General features: G+C 46.0%; 16 protein-coding genes and 1 pseudogene. 9 read left to right on the forward strand and 8 right to left on the reverse strand.

What is annotated here, in order from left to right; translation table 11 throughout:
- Positions 1–232: 232 nt before the first annotated feature.
- The 5 genes from JGK11_RS29960 to JGK11_RS29980 all read left to right on the forward strand — a co-directional run bounded on the left by JGK11_RS29960 (position 233) and on the right by JGK11_RS29980 (position 4,392).
- A complete protein-coding gene (locus JGK11_RS29960; RefSeq protein WP_325315939.1) occupies positions 233–1,522 on the forward strand; it encodes an ABC transporter substrate-binding protein in 1,290 nt (429 codons plus the stop codon).
- A gap of 121 nt (positions 1,523–1,643) precedes the next feature.
- Entirely contained in the window at positions 1,644–2,594 is a 951-nt protein-coding gene (locus tag JGK11_RS29965) for a branched-chain amino acid ABC transporter permease (protein WP_293214068.1), read from the forward strand.
- 153 nt (positions 2,595–2,747) lie between these two features.
- Positions 2,748–3,683 carry a branched-chain amino acid ABC transporter permease gene (locus JGK11_RS29970; RefSeq protein WP_293214071.1) on the forward strand — a complete coding sequence of 312 codons (936 nt, stop codon included), beginning with the start codon at positions 2,748–2,750 and terminating at the stop codon, positions 3,681–3,683.
- Between the two features lie 145 nt (positions 3,684–3,828).
- Positions 3,829–4,029, forward strand: coding sequence for a DUF433 domain-containing protein (locus JGK11_RS29975; protein WP_293214074.1), 201 nt, complete (start codon positions 3,829–3,831; stop codon positions 4,027–4,029).
- A gap of 3 nt (positions 4,030–4,032) precedes the next feature.
- The gene (locus tag JGK11_RS29980; protein ID WP_293214077.1) at positions 4,033–4,392 is read left to right on the forward strand and encodes a DUF5615 family PIN-like protein; all 360 of its coding nucleotides are present in this window, start codon (positions 4,033–4,035) and stop codon (positions 4,390–4,392) included.
- Between the two features lie 201 nt (positions 4,393–4,593).
- Here the strand turns inward: JGK11_RS29980 and JGK11_RS29985 are convergent, their stop codons facing one another.
- Complete coding sequence (locus JGK11_RS29985) at positions 4,594–5,052, reverse strand: hypothetical protein (protein WP_293214080.1); 459 nt, start codon at positions 5,050–5,052, stop codon at positions 4,594–4,596.
- A gap of 534 nt (positions 5,053–5,586) precedes the next feature.
- Here JGK11_RS29985 and JGK11_RS29990 point away from each other — a divergent pair.
- Positions 5,587–6,096: a hypothetical protein gene (locus JGK11_RS29990; RefSeq protein WP_293193943.1), complete on the forward strand. Its 510-nt coding sequence runs from the start codon at positions 5,587–5,589 to the stop codon at positions 6,094–6,096.
- 43 nt (positions 6,097–6,139) lie between these two features.
- Here the strand turns inward: JGK11_RS29990 and JGK11_RS29995 are convergent, their stop codons facing one another.
- The 4 genes and pseudogenes from JGK11_RS29995 to JGK11_RS30010 all read right to left on the reverse strand — a co-directional run bounded on the left by JGK11_RS29995 (position 6,140) and on the right by JGK11_RS30010 (position 10,098).
- Complete coding sequence (locus JGK11_RS29995; RefSeq protein WP_293208351.1) at positions 6,140–6,469, reverse strand: XisI protein; 330 nt, start codon at positions 6,467–6,469, stop codon at positions 6,140–6,142.
- The gene (locus JGK11_RS30000; protein ID WP_293214082.1) at positions 6,436–6,903 is read right to left on the reverse strand and encodes a XisH family protein; all 468 of its coding nucleotides are present in this window, start codon (positions 6,901–6,903) and stop codon (positions 6,436–6,438) included. The genes JGK11_RS29995 and JGK11_RS30000 overlap by 34 nt, the downstream gene beginning before the upstream one ends.
- A 111-nt stretch (positions 6,904–7,014) precedes the next feature.
- Positions 7,015–8,880 (reverse strand): serine/threonine-protein kinase, encoded by a 1,866-nt coding sequence (locus JGK11_RS30005; protein ID WP_293214084.1) that lies wholly within the window; start codon positions 8,878–8,880, stop codon positions 7,015–7,017.
- 258 nt (positions 8,881–9,138) lie between these two features.
- Positions 9,139–10,098, reverse strand: a pseudogene (locus JGK11_RS30010) (aldo/keto reductase).
- 125 nt (positions 10,099–10,223) lie between these two features.
- On the opposite strand from JGK11_RS30010, the gene JGK11_RS30015 reads away from it, so the two are divergent.
- Genes JGK11_RS30015 through JGK11_RS30025 form a run of 3 tightly spaced genes read left to right on the forward strand, consistent with a single transcriptional unit; the run spans position 10,224 to position 14,389 of the window.
- Positions 10,224–10,835: a DUF1802 family protein gene (locus JGK11_RS30015; RefSeq protein WP_293193814.1), complete on the forward strand. Its 612-nt coding sequence runs from the start codon at positions 10,224–10,226 to the stop codon at positions 10,833–10,835.
- Positions 10,836–10,871: 36 nt separating this feature from the next.
- Positions 10,872–11,096, forward strand: a complete 225-nt coding sequence (locus JGK11_RS30020) for a hypothetical protein (protein WP_293186992.1) — start codon at positions 10,872–10,874, stop codon at positions 11,094–11,096.
- Entirely contained in the window at positions 11,093–14,389 is a 3,297-nt protein-coding gene (locus JGK11_RS30025) for a PAS domain-containing protein (protein ID WP_293214086.1), read from the forward strand. The genes JGK11_RS30020 and JGK11_RS30025 overlap by 4 nt, the downstream gene beginning before the upstream one ends.
- A 136-nt stretch (positions 14,390–14,525) precedes the next feature.
- Here JGK11_RS30025 and JGK11_RS30030 read toward each other — a convergent pair whose 3' ends face one another.
- From JGK11_RS30030 to JGK11_RS30040, 3 genes are all read right to left on the reverse strand, one after another.
- Positions 14,526–15,188, reverse strand: coding sequence for an ABC transporter permease (locus JGK11_RS30030; protein ID WP_366054132.1), 663 nt, complete (start codon positions 15,186–15,188; stop codon positions 14,526–14,528).
- A gap of 29 nt (positions 15,189–15,217) precedes the next feature.
- Entirely contained in the window at positions 15,218–15,961 is a 744-nt protein-coding gene (locus JGK11_RS30035) for an ATP-binding cassette domain-containing protein (RefSeq protein WP_293186990.1), read from the reverse strand.
- A 74-nt stretch (positions 15,962–16,035) separates the two neighbouring features.
- The gene (locus JGK11_RS30040) at positions 16,036–16,599 is read right to left on the reverse strand and encodes an NUDIX hydrolase (protein WP_293186989.1); all 564 of its coding nucleotides are present in this window, start codon (positions 16,597–16,599) and stop codon (positions 16,036–16,038) included.
- Between the last annotated feature and the right edge of the window lie 454 nt (positions 16,600–17,053).

A 17,053-nucleotide genomic window follows, 5' to 3' on the forward strand; every position in this document is an offset into this window, starting at 1 on the left:
CTGGCGCTTTATTAATATACTTATTTCGCAAGGGCTTGTCAAGCGTTTTGCGAAAATAATTTTGACTTTTTTTTGAAGCCATGCACCGTATGGGTTTCGACTGTTGAGACCGACTCTTTGACCCGATCGCCCAATCTGCTTTTCCGGATTTCACTTGTTTGGGGCGTAATTCTAAGGTTTTTTCCGGGGACTCTTCCGCTAATGGGTAGAATATCTCTACAGACACAGACAGATGTTCTATATATATGTGTTCGATCGCCCGCTCATGAAAAAACCGACAGCTCGCCCTAGTGCCTTATTCGTTACGTGCGCTTCACTGTTGCTGGCTTGCAGTCAGACAAATACTCCCCAAACCTCTACCACAGCATCTCCGGCGACTTCGCCCTCTGCCGGTACTTCGCCACAGGGTTCGGCCGGGCAGAATTCCAAGACTATATATATAGGGATTGGGGTGGCCCAAACTAGCAATGTGGCTTTACTCGGCCAGGAGCAAGTGGCTGGGGCGAAAATTGCTGAGAAGTATTTCAACGATAAGGGCGGTGTGGATGGGACGCCGATTAGATTGGTGTTCCAAGATACGGGTGGAGATGAACAAGGGGCGATTAATGCGTTCAATACTCTGATCAATCAAGATAAGGTGGTGGGGATTGTGGGCCCAACTCTATCACAGCAGGCTTTTGGTGCCGATCCGATCGCCGATCGCGCCAAAGTTCCCGTCCTCGCACCATCCAACACGGCTAAAGGCATTCCCCAGATTGGCGATTATGTAGCCAGAGTCTCCGCGCCTGTCGCCGTGGTGGCACCTAATGCAGTTAAAGCCGCCCTCAAGCAAAATCCCAATATCAAGAAAGTAGCCGTGTTTTTTGCTCAGAATGATGCTTTCAGCAAATCTGAGACTGAAACTTTCCAGAAAACGGTTAAAGAGATGGGGCTGGAATTGGCAACAGTCCAAAAATTCTTGACTACTGATACAGATTTCCAATCTCAAGCCACTAACGCGATCAATGTCAAGCCCGATTTGATCATTATTTCTGGGTTGGCCGCAGATGGAGGTAATTTAATTAAGCAATTGCGGGAGTTGGGCTACAAAGGCGTTATCATTGGCGGCAACGGTTTGAATACTTCCAATGTATTTACTGTGTGTAAGGCTCTTTGTGATGGGGTTTTGATTGCCCAAGCCTACAGCCCGGAATATCAGAATGAAATTAATAAGGCTTTCCGCGATGCTTATCGCGCTCAATTTAAAAAGGAACCGCCTCAGTTTAGCGCTCAAGCTTTTACGGGCGTTCAAGTTTTTGTGGAGTCATTAAAGGCAATTAATGCTCAGTCTAAGGTTAGTGAAAAGCCTTTGGCCGAATTGCGTACAAAGCTTAATGAGCAGTTGTTGGCTGCCAAGTATGACACGCCTTTGGGGGAAATTTCTTTTACGCCGGAAGGTGAAATCAATCAAAAAGACTTTTATGTGGCACAAATTAAAATGGATGCGGATGGAGTTAATGGGAAGTTTGAATTTTTGAAATAAAGGAAGTTCGGCAAGGGATTTTGTAGCGGATTTAACGGATGTAGTCAAAAAATATGACAGTAGTTTTTTAGCTTATTTGTGATTGAATGATTTAATTTTGATGCCTAATTCGTGACTGGCGATGGACTTAACTCTGTTTCTGCAACAATTTCTGAATGGTTTGTCGATCGGCAGCGTGTATGCTATTTTTGCGCTAGGATACACGCTGGTTTTTTCTATTCTCGGGATTATTAATTTTGCTCACGGTGCAGTGTTTACCTTAGGTGCTTATTTCACTTATGCGCTGATGGGCGGTGCTTTCGGTTTTAACGGGTTGTTGGCTAATGCTAGAATTCCCGTGCAGTTGCCTTTCGCGGTGGCGCTAATTTTGGGCAGTGTGTTGGCTGGTTTGGTGGGAGTAATTGTGGAAAGAGTTGCTTTTTTGCCTTTGCGTCGCAGAAACTCCGATCCTCTGCTGACGGTGGTTTCGAGTTTGGGGGCGGCGGTGGCGATCGCAAATATGATTCAATATCTTGTCGGGGCTGAGATTTACACTTTTCCGGCTAATACTTACGGCAATTTGCCAGCAGCTATTAACTTTGGTACGGCGGATCGACAGATTCCGATTCGCACTGTGCAAATAGTGATTTTTGTGGTGGCTGTGGCGATTGTTAGTCTCCTAACTTACTTGATAAATTTCACTAAATTTGGTAAGGCAATGCAGGCGGTGGCTGAAGATGCTACTACTTCTAGTCTGTTGGGGATTGATACTGACAGGTATATTGTTTTGACGTTTTTTGTGAGTAGTTTTCTGGCTGGTTTGGCGGGGAGTTTGGTGGGTTCTAGTGTGAGTATTGCGGGGCCGTATTTTGGGATTGCTTTTGGTTTAAAGGGTTTGGCTGTGATTGTGCTTGGTGGGTTGGGGAGTATTCCGGGGGCTGTTTTTGGTGGGTTTATCATTGGTTTGGTGGAGGCTTTTGTGCCGGGAGATTTTTCGGCTTATAAGGATGCTGTGGCTTTTGCGATATTGTTTATTATGCTGTTGGTTAGGCCGCAGGGTTTGTTTGGGCGGCGTTTGATTCAAAAGGTGTAAGTTTGTTAGATCGATTCCGGTTACATCGGAATGATTTAACCGCAGAGGGCGCAGAGGGCGCAGAGAAAGAGAAGAGAGAAATGAATAATTCGGATGCGATCGCATTTGATAGAAAGCCCGTATTTAAGTATGTTTATAATTTAAGATAAAGTTATGGCTACATTTTTTACTACTTATGGGTTTCTGATTGTCTCGATGTTGCTGGGTGCAATGTTGGGATTGTCGCTATATTTGCCTTTGATGACTGGACAATTGTCTCTCGCTAGCCCCGGTTTTTATGCTTTGGGCGGCTATATTGCGGCGATTTTGTCTACGACGGTGTTTCAAACGACGGGGGGTTTATTTCCGCTGCCACTGCTGTTAGTGGAGATGATAATTGCAGGGGCTGTTTCGGGGTTGTTGGGTATTTTGGTGGGAGTTCCGGCGCTGCGGTTGCGGGGGATTTATTTGGCGATCGCAACTATTGCTTTTGTGGAAATTCTCCGCGTATTATCGCTGAATCTGGACATCACTGGCGGGGCTGTGGGGATTTTTGGGATTCCGCAACCGTTTGGAACGCCGATCGAGTATTTGTGGATTGTACTGCCTTTACTGTTGGTAAGTATGGCGATTGTCTATCGGCTGGAACGGATTCGGGTGGGGCGGGCTTTTGCGGCGATTCGGGCTGATGAGTTGGCGGCTGATGCGATCGGCATTAACCCGACTTTTTACAAGGTTCTGGCTTTTACGTTGGGTGCTATTTTAGCAGGCGTTGTCGGTGCGGTTAGCGCGCATTTTCTCAATACTTGGAACGCCCGTCAAGGAACTTTTGATGCTAGTATTATTTACTTGACTTCTGTGTTGATTGGTGGTAGCAGAACTTTTGTCGGGTCGGTTTTGGGCGGGATGGTTTTTACTGCTTTACCGGAGGTTTTGAGGGGGATGGCGACTATTCAGGGATTGCCGGTTTGGTTGGCGCAATTTCTGCGGGATGGGCGGTTAATTGTGTTTGGGGTGCTGATTGTTTTGGGGACGATATTTTTTCCGCAAGGTTTGGTGACGCCGGAGTTGTTGAAGAGGTGGAGGAAGGGCGATCGCAATTCTGTTTAAAATTTGATTTTTGGTGATGATGGCTACCAGTCACCTGTTTAACGTTTAGCCCAAAAGTGCGATCGCCCTGTCGGTGAAAAAAGACAAGGTGCGATCGCCAACTTTATGACTTAAAATAGAAGAGACATATAGCTCTGCGGTCAACATGGACAGAATCTCCGTCAATCCTCAAATCCACTTCGGTAAGCCTTGCATAGTGGGTACGCGCATTACTGTACAGAGCGTTCTCGAATTACTAAATGAAGGGCTTTCTTTTGGAGAAATTATCCGAGACGATATTCGGGCGTGCTTGCGGTATGCGATCGCACTGGTGGCGGCTGAAGATGTGCATTTAGCATTAGCTTAAATTATGAAATTTCTGATAGACCAAGATGTGTATGCTGTTACCATAAAGTTTTTGATTGATGCAGGACATGATGTAATTGTTGTCGCTCAAATAGGTCTAGCGCAAGCAAGTGATGAAGAAATACTGAGAGTAGCCCAAGCAGAAAATCGCATCCTGGTTACGCGAGACAGAGATTACGGAAATCTTGTTTTTGTGAGGGCGATCGGCACTGGTGTGATTTACCTTCGAGTCTTACCTAAAACTGTGAACTCGATTCACAACGAACTAGCAAGAGTTATACAAACTTACTCTGAATTAGAACTAAAAGGGTCATTTGTGGTTGTGGAACCGGATGGACATCGGTTTAGAAAACGACTTTCATAAGGATTTGAGTTAGTCCAGTATTGGAAAGGAAAGAGCGATCGCCCTGTCGGTAAAAAAAGACAAGGTGCGATCGCATCTACACTTCTACACTTTTCATCGACCGGGCGATCGCACAAAAAAGTACAGGGCAATCGCCTTACAAATAAGGTGGGAATTACCTGCCCTATTTGTAAGGCGATAGAGGCCATAATGCCCAAGATTTTATCCAGGATTTGGGCAAGTACCAATATTTGTCAAACCTCGAGAGATATCTTCTAGAGAAGAACCTTGGTGCGGCGCTCCAAATTGCTGTCGTAACAATCCGAACAATGACGGTCCTACGTGGCAAATCTCTTGACGGGAGTTGATGTACATCACTTTGCCTTCGTTGTTTGGTGGCACATAAAGCCCTTGAGGCCATAGACAACCACCTTGAAAATTATAGGGGGTAAAAGGTGCATTTCCTCTACTCGGCATACCTCTATTAACGAATAGCCTCAACTGGGCTGGACCGACAATGTGACACGAAGCTTTCTCGGTGTTATTCCAGTAATAGCTGTGACCTTGACTCCCATAGATACCAGATGGGATGTTTGGAGGTGGTGGATTCTGAGCTACCCCTGATATTGTAGAAGCAAAAATTCCAACTCCAGAAATCATGCCCACAATCAATTTTTTCATACTTATCTCCTTTTACGGATTCATATTTAACAATCTAAGTGTCAAACAATACCTTCCCAATCAAAACCCAAGCCCGATCGCCCTGTCAGTACGATTGAGTCGGAACTTTCCAGAAAAATTTGCTCAAATGTCGTAAAGATCGGATAATATAGGAAAAACCTGCCTATCTGACCTATTTATGGACACCGCAAAAGTTTTAAAACTGGTAGATGAAATTCTGTTCACAAATACAGGCGAGCACCCAAAATCTATGAAGACAATTTAGAAGTGCGATCGCAACTCGCAAAATAGTAAAGCACCATCAGTAAAGCACCATCGGCCGCTATTGGAGATTGGGATTAGATGTACACTCCCTTCTTCCAGCGAAGCTAATTTTTATCCTTTTCCACATCATAGACCGATCGCACAAAACTGCAAAGCGAAAAAAGACGGAAAAAGACGGGTCTTTCTAAAATCGCGATGCAAGGCGGAAAAAGACTGATAAAGACGGATAAAGTCGGGTATACTAACCATAGTTCTCCGACCCCCCTACTGATGGACACTGCCCATATCTTGCAATTTGTAGATGAAGTGCTCAGCGCGAAGACAGGCAAACATCTAAATGACTTGCAGCGTAAAATTATCGAGGGAATAATGAATCGAAAAAAGTATTCTGATATTGCAGATACTTACGGTTGTACGGCGGGTCATGCTAAGGATGTAGGTTATAAACTTTTGCAAATGTTATCTGATACTTTTGATGAACCAGTTGATAAAAGTAATCTGGAATCTGTTCTAGAACGGCAATTAAATCTGAATATAAATTTTGGCGATCGCAACACTACTAATTTTTGGGAGAGCAACACAATTAATTATATCAATGGTTGCTCAGAACTACCCACTTCTACCCCAGATAAAAGTCAGCCTGCGACTCCCGACTATCAGGACGGCACGAATCAAGTTAAAATTGACATGGTTGGTAAATTACGACAGTTGGGATTGAAGGATGAGCAAATTGCAGGGGTGCTAGGACTACCCTTGGATGTCGTGAAGCAGATAGATTAAAAAGAATGAGTTTATTTTTCGATCGCTCTTTTGCCTTTCATCACTACACAGCGGTAGTCAAAGCTGTTAAAGAGTGTGGCAGAAAAGCTAAAACAATAGCGTTTTCTGGAATACCTTGGTCTATTAAATTTTGGGTAATGCCACATTCCATGCCGTCGTATTCAATATAAACTTTTCCATCTTCTAGGGTAATGTAAATTAAATTCCCTCTCACTCGCCGTCCTCTATCCCAACCCACTTGCATTAAAGCATAGCGATCGCGCGTTTCATCCAACACCGGATCTAGTCTAATGTCTCCATGAGAGGGACGCAATTTAGCGTATTGAAGAATCACCTGTTTTACGATTTCTCGATAGGTCGCGCTGGTATCCATTGTTTTACCTCGGTTTTTTTCAAATCTATAATCACCAATTTTAGGGGAATTTCGGCGATGACGAGTTCACCAATTGGCTCACTGAAGACATCGTAATAAGCGGTGTCAGGAATGGCTAAGTAAACCTGGCGTTCCGGATCGACTTGCTTCAGCAATAGCCGATAAACCATATATTGTCCAATTGCTTGCTCTAAATTGGCGATCGCTGATGGGCCGCGAAATTCTTTAATCTCGATAGCGATGCGACTGTTTTGATATTCTGCACCAATGAACCGTCCGTCAATCCGATCGAGACTGGATGATTCAGTAGCACCTAAATCTACAAATAAAAATCGCTCCCCGTAAGAAATAACATAGGGATCGTCGGTGATTTGCCAACCATCTTTGACAATTGCTTGTTTGACAATGTTATGGATAGAATCTCTTGCGGGCATTACCTAAATTTTAGCTAAGTTTATCTATTATAGCGCGATCACAATCCGATTTCTGCGATTCGGGAGTTGTGGCGGAAATTGGAGAGGGAGAATGGAATGACTTCTACTATTTTATCGATTGCACCCCCAAATTTTAATAGTTCTGTCACTGCTGCCGCTCGCCAAAAACTCTCCTTCCGGGCTAAAATTAACAGAATACACCGAGTTAGTATGACCCGCAATATTACAAATTTCTTCACCGTCTTTAACCCGCCAAATCTTGATTGTTTGATTGCTGCTACTAGCCAGAATCTCGCTATCTGGACTAAATGCGATCGAATCAACATACCAAGAATGACCTGCAATTGTTAAAACTTCTTGCCCGTCTTTCATCCACCAAATTTTGATCGTATTGTCGTGACTGCCGCTGGCAAGAAACTCTCCATTGGGACTGAAAGCTAAACAGCGAACGCAGTCTGTATGACCTATCAGCGTGCGAATTAGCTTGCCATCTTTGACTCGCCAAATTTTGATGGTTCTGTCCCAACTGCTGCTAGCAATAGTTTCTCCGTCTGGACTGAAGGCGACAAAGTAAACTAAGTTAATGTGACCGGAGAATGTGCGAATTTCTTGCCCGTCTTTCACGCGCCAAAGTTTGATGGTTTTGTCCCAACTGCTACTAGCAATAGTTTCGCCATCTGGACTGAAAGCTAAGCCATAAACGGAGTTAATGTGACCGGAAAGTGTGCGAATTTCTTGCCCGTCTTTCATTCGCCAAAGTTTGATTGTTTTGTCGTGGCTGCTGCTGGCGAGTGTCTTTCCGTCAGGGCTGAAAACTACTGTATGAACTGAGTTTGTGTGTCCTGCGAGAGTCACTATTTCTTGCCCGTCTTCAACTTGCCAAAGTTTGATTGTTTTGTCATCGCTGCCGCTGGCGATAACTTCTCCGTTGGGGCTGAAAGCTACAGATGAAATTAAGTTTTTGTGTCCGCTTAATGTGTGAATACATTGCCAGTTATGGGTTTGCGGTGGGGGCGGATTGGGATTGGTGGCGGGTTTGACTGGTTTGGTGATTTTTTGCGGAATGGTGAGTTTAATAGCTGCTTCGGGATTCAGTTGTGTTAATACTTCTACAGCCGTTTGATAGCGGCGGTTGGTAGCATTTTCAATCATTTTATCTAAAATTTTCCCGAGTTCTTTACTCACCGGGTTGTTACTTAAATACTGCCGCCAAATCCAGGCATCCTCGCCCGGATCGAACAGATCAAATGGGGAAACTTGAGTTAATAAATACAGGCAAGTTACGCCTAAACTGTACAAATCGCTGGTGAAAGATGCTTTGCCTCGGGCTTGTTCCGGGGCGATGTATTCGGGGCTGCCGATGCTGGTTCCTGTTTTGAGTAAGGCTGTACCTGTGGCAATTTTGGCAGCGCCAAAGTCTACTATAACTAATTGTTTATCGGCGCGGCGGATGATATTTCCTGGTTTGATGTCTCGGTGAATAACGTTGTGAGAATGGATGAAGTGCAGGACGGGTAGTAAGCTGTTGAGTAATTCTTGAATCTGAGTTTCTGTAAATGTGCCTTCTGTTGCTATAATTTGTGCTAGGTTTTGTCCGTCGATGAATTCTTGGACTACATATTGTCGGTTGTCTTGGATGGAATAGGCTAATAGTTCGGGAATTTGAGGGTGTTTTCCCAATTCATCCAATCGCATTGCTTCTTGTTCAAAAAGTTCGGCGGCTTTTTTGCTGTTGCGATTGCTGGCTGATGGGATGAGTTGGGTTTCTGTGGGTAAAAATTGTTTGATGACGCAGCGGGGTTTTGAGGGTTTGTCTTCGTCAACGGCGAGGAATGTTCTGCCAAAACCTCCTTGTCCGATCGCCTTTATGGCCCGATATCTGTCGCGCAGCAGCAGTTTTGACCGACAATTTCGGCAAATTTTGGCTGCATCCGGGTTTTGGGGCTTGGAACAATTGGGGTTTAGGCAGTAACTCATTCGATTTGGGATTTGGGATTTGGGGATTTGGGATTTGAGATATGGGAAGCTAGAGCGAATAAAACTTGTGAATAAATACCAAAAAAACCGGGTTTTATATCGAATCTGCGGGCTGTAACGCAGTACAATGCAAAAAACCCGGTTTCTGACTATCCATGCGTCCGAGACTTTAAAAGTTGGTTTGATCGTTCGGACTAAAGTTCTTTATCAACTGTCAACTGTCAACTGTCAACTGTCAACTGTCAACTGTCAACTATTTTAGAAGTTCCACATGACGGGATTGTCATCTAAACGATCGGTGACTGTTCGCCCGATCGCGTCAATCTCTTTTAAGTCCTCCTGACTCAACTTTACCTCAGCCGCTTTAGCGTTATCGGTGGCTTGTTCTGCGTCGCGGGCGCCGACAATTGCATTGGTTTGTGGCTGGGCAATCAACCACGCTAATGCTAAGTTTCCTAAGCTTGTTTGGTGGCGATCGGCAATTGGCTTGAGTTGATTTAATGCTGTTTGCACTCGGGCATAATTTTCTTTGAGGAACAGCTTATTTTTGGTGCGGTGGTCGCCTTCTGCAAATTTGTGTTCCGGCCCGAATTTACCTGTCAATATTCCTTGAGCTAGAGATGAATAGGCGATGATTGAGATATTATTTTATTGACAGTAGGGCATGGCGTCTTTTTCTACCGAACGCCAAAACAGAGAATAGGGCGGTTGCAAGCTGTCAATGCGTCCGTATTGGGCGGCTTCTGCTATTTGGGCGCGGGAAAAGTTGGAAACGCCGATCGCCCGAATCTTCCCCTGTTGCTTTAATTTGTTCAGGGCGTCCATTGTTTCGGCAATTGGTACAGCTTCGGAATTCCAAGTGCCGGCGGGCCAGTGGATTTGGTACAGGTCGATATAATCGGTGTTGAGGTTTTTTAGCGATCGATCGCACGCTTCGACTACCAAATCTGCTCTGAGGTGGTTGGCAAAGACTTTGCTAGCATATACTACTTGCGATCGCACGTCTGAAAGTGCTTGACCGATAATTTGTTCCGAATGCCCTTCTCCGTACACCTCAGCCGTATCAAAGGTGGTAATACCGGCCTCAAAAGCGGCGCGCATGGCTTTGACAGTTTCGGCATCCTCAATTCCCACCCACATCCGCTTCCCAGCTTGCCAAGTCCCCATAATTATCGGGGTAATTTGAATTTCTGATGTACCCAATTGTCGCTTTTCCATACCCTAAGTCCTGATTTGGATTTTTAGTATTCACCCTCAATCTATCTAATTTTAACAGAAAAAAGTAGGTAGAGTAGCTTTGAATCATCGATTTTGTTACTATTATTAAAACCCAAAAAAAATCTATGAAATCAACTACTCGCGCGCTGAAAGAATGGAATGTAGCTGTTAATGCTTTGGAAGGGGGCAGAACGATTGTGCTGTTGCGAAAAGGTGGTATTCGCGAACAAGCGGGACAGTTTAATGTCAGTGACAAGCAAGTTTTACTGTATCCAACTTTTGAACACCAACAACCTGATTTATTAAAGCCAGATTTTGCAAGTCAAGTAAAAACTGTAGAATCTGGTTGGCATCCGGAAACTATTAGAATTGGCAGTTGGGCTGAGATTACTGATGTTTTTTTGGTGGCTTGGGAACCAGCAATTAATGCGCTATTTCCCTACCATATTTGGAATGAAAAATTTGTCGGCGACCGCCTGAAATGGAAACAAAATCAGCCAATTTATATTTTATTGCTGCGGGCTTATCGCCTCGCAGAAACAGCCGAAATTCAGTACATTTCTGAATACGGCGGTTGTCGTTCTTGGATTGATTTGGCAAGTCCTATTTCTCTGGAGGGGAGTGAAGCTGTTTTAAGCGATCGAGAATACATTGCACGCTCAAATGAAATCCGCAATCTGATGGCGAATCCTCCGAACGCGGATGGTTTGCAGAAAATCACAACGCTGACGGTTTAAACTTTATGCACCTATAATTTGTTGAAAGTAGATAGAATGTATTGGTATTGTGGTATTGGTAGCCACGATGTGCTTTTTAAGCCTGTACAAAAAATAGACTTTCTGCGTTTGGCTGATGTTTTGCCAGTATCTGTTACAAATAGCTGTACGATCGCTCCGATGAATGTTCGTCAATTGAAGGGAAGCATCCAGGCTTTACACGATGGGTGCTGTGAAATTGCCATGAAGATCGATCGCGCTTGCAAGGAAGGTTTGCAATGAGTCAGATCCAGCGCACCGTCTTGATTGTCGATCGCAGCCCGGAAGACTGTCATAAGTACCGACAGTATCTGCTGCGCGATCGCGAGTACCAATACAAAATAATCGCAGCGCCGTTAGGGCAAGAAGGCTTGGCGCTGTGGGAACAACACCAGCCGGATCTGGTGTTGCTCGATAATCGGCTGCCAGATATGGACGGTTTGCAATTTATCGCCCAACTGCGAAGCAAAATAGTATCGCAGCGATATTTGCCTGTAATTGTGGTCGGAGTTGGGAACGAGACGATCGCAGTCGAAGCCATCAAAGCCGGCGCCCAAGACTATCTAATAAAAGAACAAATCGCACCGGAGAGTTTGCGGATGGCGGTGAAGGGGACGATCGACAAAGCGCAATTACACGCCAAGTTGCAACAAAACGAAGAACGCTTGCACCTAGCCTTGAAAGCGGCTGGCATGGGTACTTGGGAATGGCAGATTCCTAACAATTGTGTAGTGTGGTCTAATCTGGTAGGGCCGATTTTTGGTCTACCGCTGGGAACTTATCCGGCAAGTTATGAAGATTTTATCGAACTCGTACATCCCGAAGACCGCGAGATAATTGGCGAGGCTATAACCACTACCCTTGAGACAGGGATTAGCTATGAAGTTGAATTTCGCGCTGTCTGGGCCGATGACTCGCTGCATTGGGTAGGCGCTAAAGGGCAACTTTACTATGACTGGGCTGGCAAACCGCTGCGGCTCCTGGGTACAGTAGTAGACCTCACTCAGTCTAAACAGGCAGAAGCAGAACGCCTGCAACAAGTGCAGCGAGAGCGGGCGATCGCCCTAATTGCCCAGCAAGTTCACCAATCGCTGGATTTAGAGCGCGTTTTGCAAACAACCGTAGAGGAAGTGCGACAGTTTCTCGACACGGATCGGGCGATCGTATTTCGTTTGCACTCAGATGGCGGCGGGACTGTGGTAGCGGAATCTGTGGGGCCAGACTGGCGATCGATCCTAGCTTCCCAAATCTACGATCCCTGTTTGGCAAGCAGTTATCTTGAACCCTACCGTCAAGGATTGGTGACGGCAAAAACAGATATTCATGATGGCTCGATCGACCCTTGTCACATCGAACTGCTGACTCAATTTCAAGTCAGGGCAAATCTAGTCGTACCCATCCTGCACGAAAAACAGTGTTGGGGACTGCTGATTGTCCATCACTGCGGCGGCGCGCGCCTGTGGCAACCTTTAGAAATTGATTTGCTTCAGCAGTTGGCCCAGCAGGTGAGCATTGCTATCCGGCAGGCTGAGCTTTATCAGCAAGCACAACACGAACTGCAAGAGCGGAAGCGCACCGAAGCAATTTTACGGGAAAGCGAAGAACGCTTCCGCCAGTTAGCAGAAAGCATCGATGCTGTGTTCTGGATTTCCGATTACCCTTCGGGGCGAGTGCTTTATGTCAGTCCTGCCTACGAACGGCTGTGGGGCTTGAATCCCCAATCTTTGTATGATGACTCTCGGGTTTGGCAGGATTTAGTGCATCCGGAACACCGCGAATCGAACGCCCGAGCGTTTCAGGAGAAAGCTGTTGAGGGCAAGTTCGATGAAGAGTACCGGATTGTTTTGCCCGATCGCACTGTACGCTGGGTGAGAGACCGCTGTTTTCCGCTCAAAGATGAGACAGGAAAAATTTATCGGTTCACAGGGATTGCTGAGGATATTACCGATCGCAAACAAGCAGAAATCGCTTTGCAGGAAAGCGAGCGCCAGTTTGCGACTCTGGCAGAAGCCTCTCCAACAGCCATTTTCCGGTTTGATATTGACAATAACTGTCTCTATGTCAACCGCCGTTGGGGCGAAATGACAGGCCGATCGGTAGAAGAGGCCTTGGGGATGGGATGGGTGCAAACTTTGCATCCCGACGAATGCGATCGACTCAGCCGGGAATGGCTGCAATGGTGTCAAAAACCCGAGCCCAGAGGAATTTACCAGAACGAAGGCAGGCACGTACAGCCAGACGGCAGCATTACCTGGTACTACACCCAGTCGCTGCCCTACCTAGACTGTAACGGAACGGTGACTGGCTATGTGGGAACGCTGATCGACATTACCGATCGCAAACAAGCTGAGAAAGAGATCCGTCAAAGCGAAGAACGCTATCGATATTTAACGGAATCAATCCCGCAATTGGTATGGACAGCGAACGTTGACGGGGTATTGCTCGATGTCAACCAACGCTGGTTAGATTTTACGGGGTTGACGGTAGCACGAGCTCAAGCTGAAGGTTGGCCGGCAGTTGTCCATCCTGATGATGTCTCTACCATGGGCGATCGTTGGATGTCTGCTCAACAAGACGGCAGCCCTTATCAAGCCGAAGGTCGATTGCGCCGCTGCGACGGCGTGTATCGATGGTTTTTGCACCAAGCTATTCCCGTCAAGAATGAATCGGATCGAGTTGTCAAATGGTTTGGTACGGCAACTGATATTGAAGACAAAAAATGCTTGGAACAGCAGCGCGACAGTATTTTGCAGCAGGAAAAAGCTCTGCGCGCAGCAGCGGAAAAAGCTAACCGCGCTAAGGATGAATTTTTGGCTGTGCTTTCTCACGAATTGCGATCGCCCTTGAATCCGATCCTGGGGTGGGCGCAACTGCTGCAAAGTCAAGCGTTGAATGCGGCTCAAACTGCTAAAGCTTTAGACACGATCGAGCGCAATGCCAGATTGCAGACTCAGTTGATTGATGATTTGCTCGATATTGCGGGGATTATGCACGGCAAACTGAGCTTGAATCCCACCCCGGTGAATTTGAGTTTGGCTGTCGAATCTGCGATCGATACTGTGAAAACGGCAGCCGCTGCGAAGTCGATCGAGATTCATGCGATGGTGCCGGATCTGGGGCTGGTGTCTGGCGATGCGGTACGACTCCAGCAGATTGTCTGGAACTTGCTTTCTAATGCGATTAAGTTTACTCCTAACGGTGGCAGAGTGGAGATTCGGCTGGAGCGATCGGGCGTTAGCGGATCCCGCGCAGAGGATCGGGCGCTGATTGCCGTCAGCGATACTGGTAAAGGCATCCACCCTGACTTTTTGCTATCTATTTTTGATTCTTTCTACCAGGAAGATGTGTCTCTGACGCGCAAATATGGCGGGCTGGGATTGGGATTGGCGATCGTCCGCCATTTAGTGGAAGCACACGGCGGGACAATTGCTGCGGAGAGTGCGGGCGAGAATCAGGGATCTATTTTTAGGGTGAGTTTGCCGCTTTTAAAGGCTGAACCTGAGATGAATTTAGCAGAGGAAGTGCGATCGGCTTAAACATGGTACGTAGTTGCGCTTCAGCGCTCTTAAGGTACGTTGTTGCGCTTCAGCGCTCTCTTAATATATATAAGATCGGAGCGCTGAAGCGCAACTACATACCTTAAGATAGTGCACGATTTCAGCAATCACAAATTCAGTCATCTTTAACACCTTTCAATGTACTTTTCGAGAGACGCGCTTCCACGAAACCCAGCCCAAAATCCGCAGCTAAGGCCATCAAAGCCGCCGGAATTGCCCCAGCCAAAAGTAACTGATTGTTGACTGTAGCAACGCCCCGAAAAATAAAGACTCCCAAGCCACCTGCACCAATTGCCGCCGCAATAGTTGCTAGCCCGATCGCAATTACCGCAGCCACTCGCACGCCCGCCAGAATCACGCCCAGCGCCAGGGGAAGTTCCACTTGCCACAACAGTTGCATATCCGTCATTCCCATGCCTGTCCCGGCCATCACAATCGCCCGATCGACGCCGACAATGCCCGTGTAAGTGTTGCGGATAATCGGCAGTAGGGAATAGAGTGTCAGGGCGATGATTGCCGTGCGATCGCCTATTCCGCCCAATACCGGCACCGGAATTAACAAGCCAAACAAAGCTAAACTAGGAATTGTTTGCATAATATTCGCAAATCCCAAAATCGGCTTTTTCAATTTGGGTTTTCTAGTAACTAAAATCCCCAGAGGAATTCCCACAATCGTAGATATAACAATCGCGACTATTACTAAATACAAGTGTTCCATCGACCTCTGAACCATCTCAGCACCATAGCGGTTAATAAAATTAATCATTGCGTAATTCATGATTGCTAACAGCATTCCAATTTAGCTAATTAAAAAGATTCCAAAAAGGCGCGAGCTTCTGGATGCTGAGATTTAATAAATTGATCCGGCGCGGCAAATTCAACCAATCGCCCATCTTGCATCAAACCAATTTTAGAGGCTAAAAAAAAAGCTTCTTGAATTCCGTGAGTCACAAAAATCACAGTTTTCCCTAGTTGCTGCTGTAATTGACGGAATTCCCGCTGCAATTCCAAGCGAGTAATGGGGTCTAAAGCACCAAACGGTTCGTCCATTAATAGCAGCGGAGGGTCTGCTGCAAGTGCTCTGGCGACGCCTACACGCTGCCGCTGTCCGCCGGATAACTGATGGGGATAGCGTTTGGCGAAGTGCTGGGGGTCGAGATTCAGTAATTCTAACAGTTGGTGGACGCGATATTTTATGCGATCGTCCTCCCAGCCTTCCAATTTCGGCACTAAACCAACGTTTTGCTCGACGGTAAAATGGGGAAACAAACCGATTTCTTGAATTACGTAGCCAATTTTTCGCCGCAGTTGAATTGAATCCCACTGAGTTGTCGGTTTTCCCATAACAAGCACTTCGCCGCTGCTTGGTGTCAGTAAATTGTTAATCAATTTCATGGTAGTAGTTTTGCCGCTACCGCTGCGTCCCAGCAATACTAATACTTCTCCTTGCAGCACTTTGAAATTGAGTTTGTCTACTAAATGTCTGCGGTTGAGCCGATATGTAACGTCGAGGCATTCGACAGCAACTTCATGATTATTGACAGGTATCATTAGTTTCGGTGATGTTGGTTTTAAGAAATCGTTAATCGGCTAGTGTCGCGGGAGCATCCCCTAAATCCTAAATCCTAAATCCTAAATCTAAAATCATCTTGGTTTTGCCATTCTAGCAACAATGCTCGACATTGGAGGCAAGTTAATTTTTTGAGCAAGTCGCGAATTCCATCGGGGGTGACAGGATATGCAGCACCGATGAGTTCGGGGTTTACTGTGGCTGTGGGGTGCAATTCTGCTACAAAACCGTAGAGTTTTTGATTGGAGAATGAACTGTTGATTTCCCAGCCTGTGGTGTTGATTGGTTGGATGCGGGCGATCGCACTTTCTGTCACGCCTAGTTCTTTTTTGATTATAGCTGGAACTGCGGCTGCTGGTGTTGTGGCTTCTGGTACGCGACCGCCTGGAAAGTCAAGGGTTGTGGATGCCACGCCGGGGCGGTACATCGGTGCGGGAAACAGCAATTTGTCAGCTTGAATTGTTAAAATTACAACGGAATCTGCTCTTTCTACTCGCCAATATTCGACTATTTGTCCTTCGGTTGTTTCGAGATGTTCGCCAATTAGTTTTACCCAATGAGAGTTGATTTCTACAAATCTATCTAGGGTTTTCCAGTGAGATTTTTCGGTTGGGTTCATGTTGACAGTTGACAGTTGACAGTTGACAGTTGACAGTTGACCGAAGCAAGAAGGAAGTTCGGCAACGGATTGTGAAACGGATGTAAAGGATGTAAAGGATGGAAGGAATAAGGAAGAGGCAATAAGGAAGAGGGAACCTCATAACCGTCTTGGCGGTTGCTGTGAATTAGATGTTTTTTGCTATGGTAATCGATCGCTGTCGATCGCCCAAATATTCGATCGGTCTTTTCAGCTTTGACCCGATTTTTCGATCTAGATTGTAAATTTTTGCTACAATAGCACACAGAACCCAAGAAAATTCAGTATCATAGACTACATAATCTAAGTTGATCTGCGCCTTTGGTGATGAGTTGTTGAAACCGCTCGTAAAAACATGGACAAAGCTACCCAAAAGTAGTCAATGTTAGACATCTACGTTAGTAATTTTAGTCCACAGTCCTAAAACTACAGGAAT

It is taken from the genome of Microcoleus sp. PH2017_34_RAT_O_A, from assembly GCF_020737885.1.
In the GTDB taxonomy this organism is placed as follows: Bacteria; Cyanobacteriota; Cyanobacteriia; order Cyanobacteriales; family Microcoleaceae; genus Microcoleus.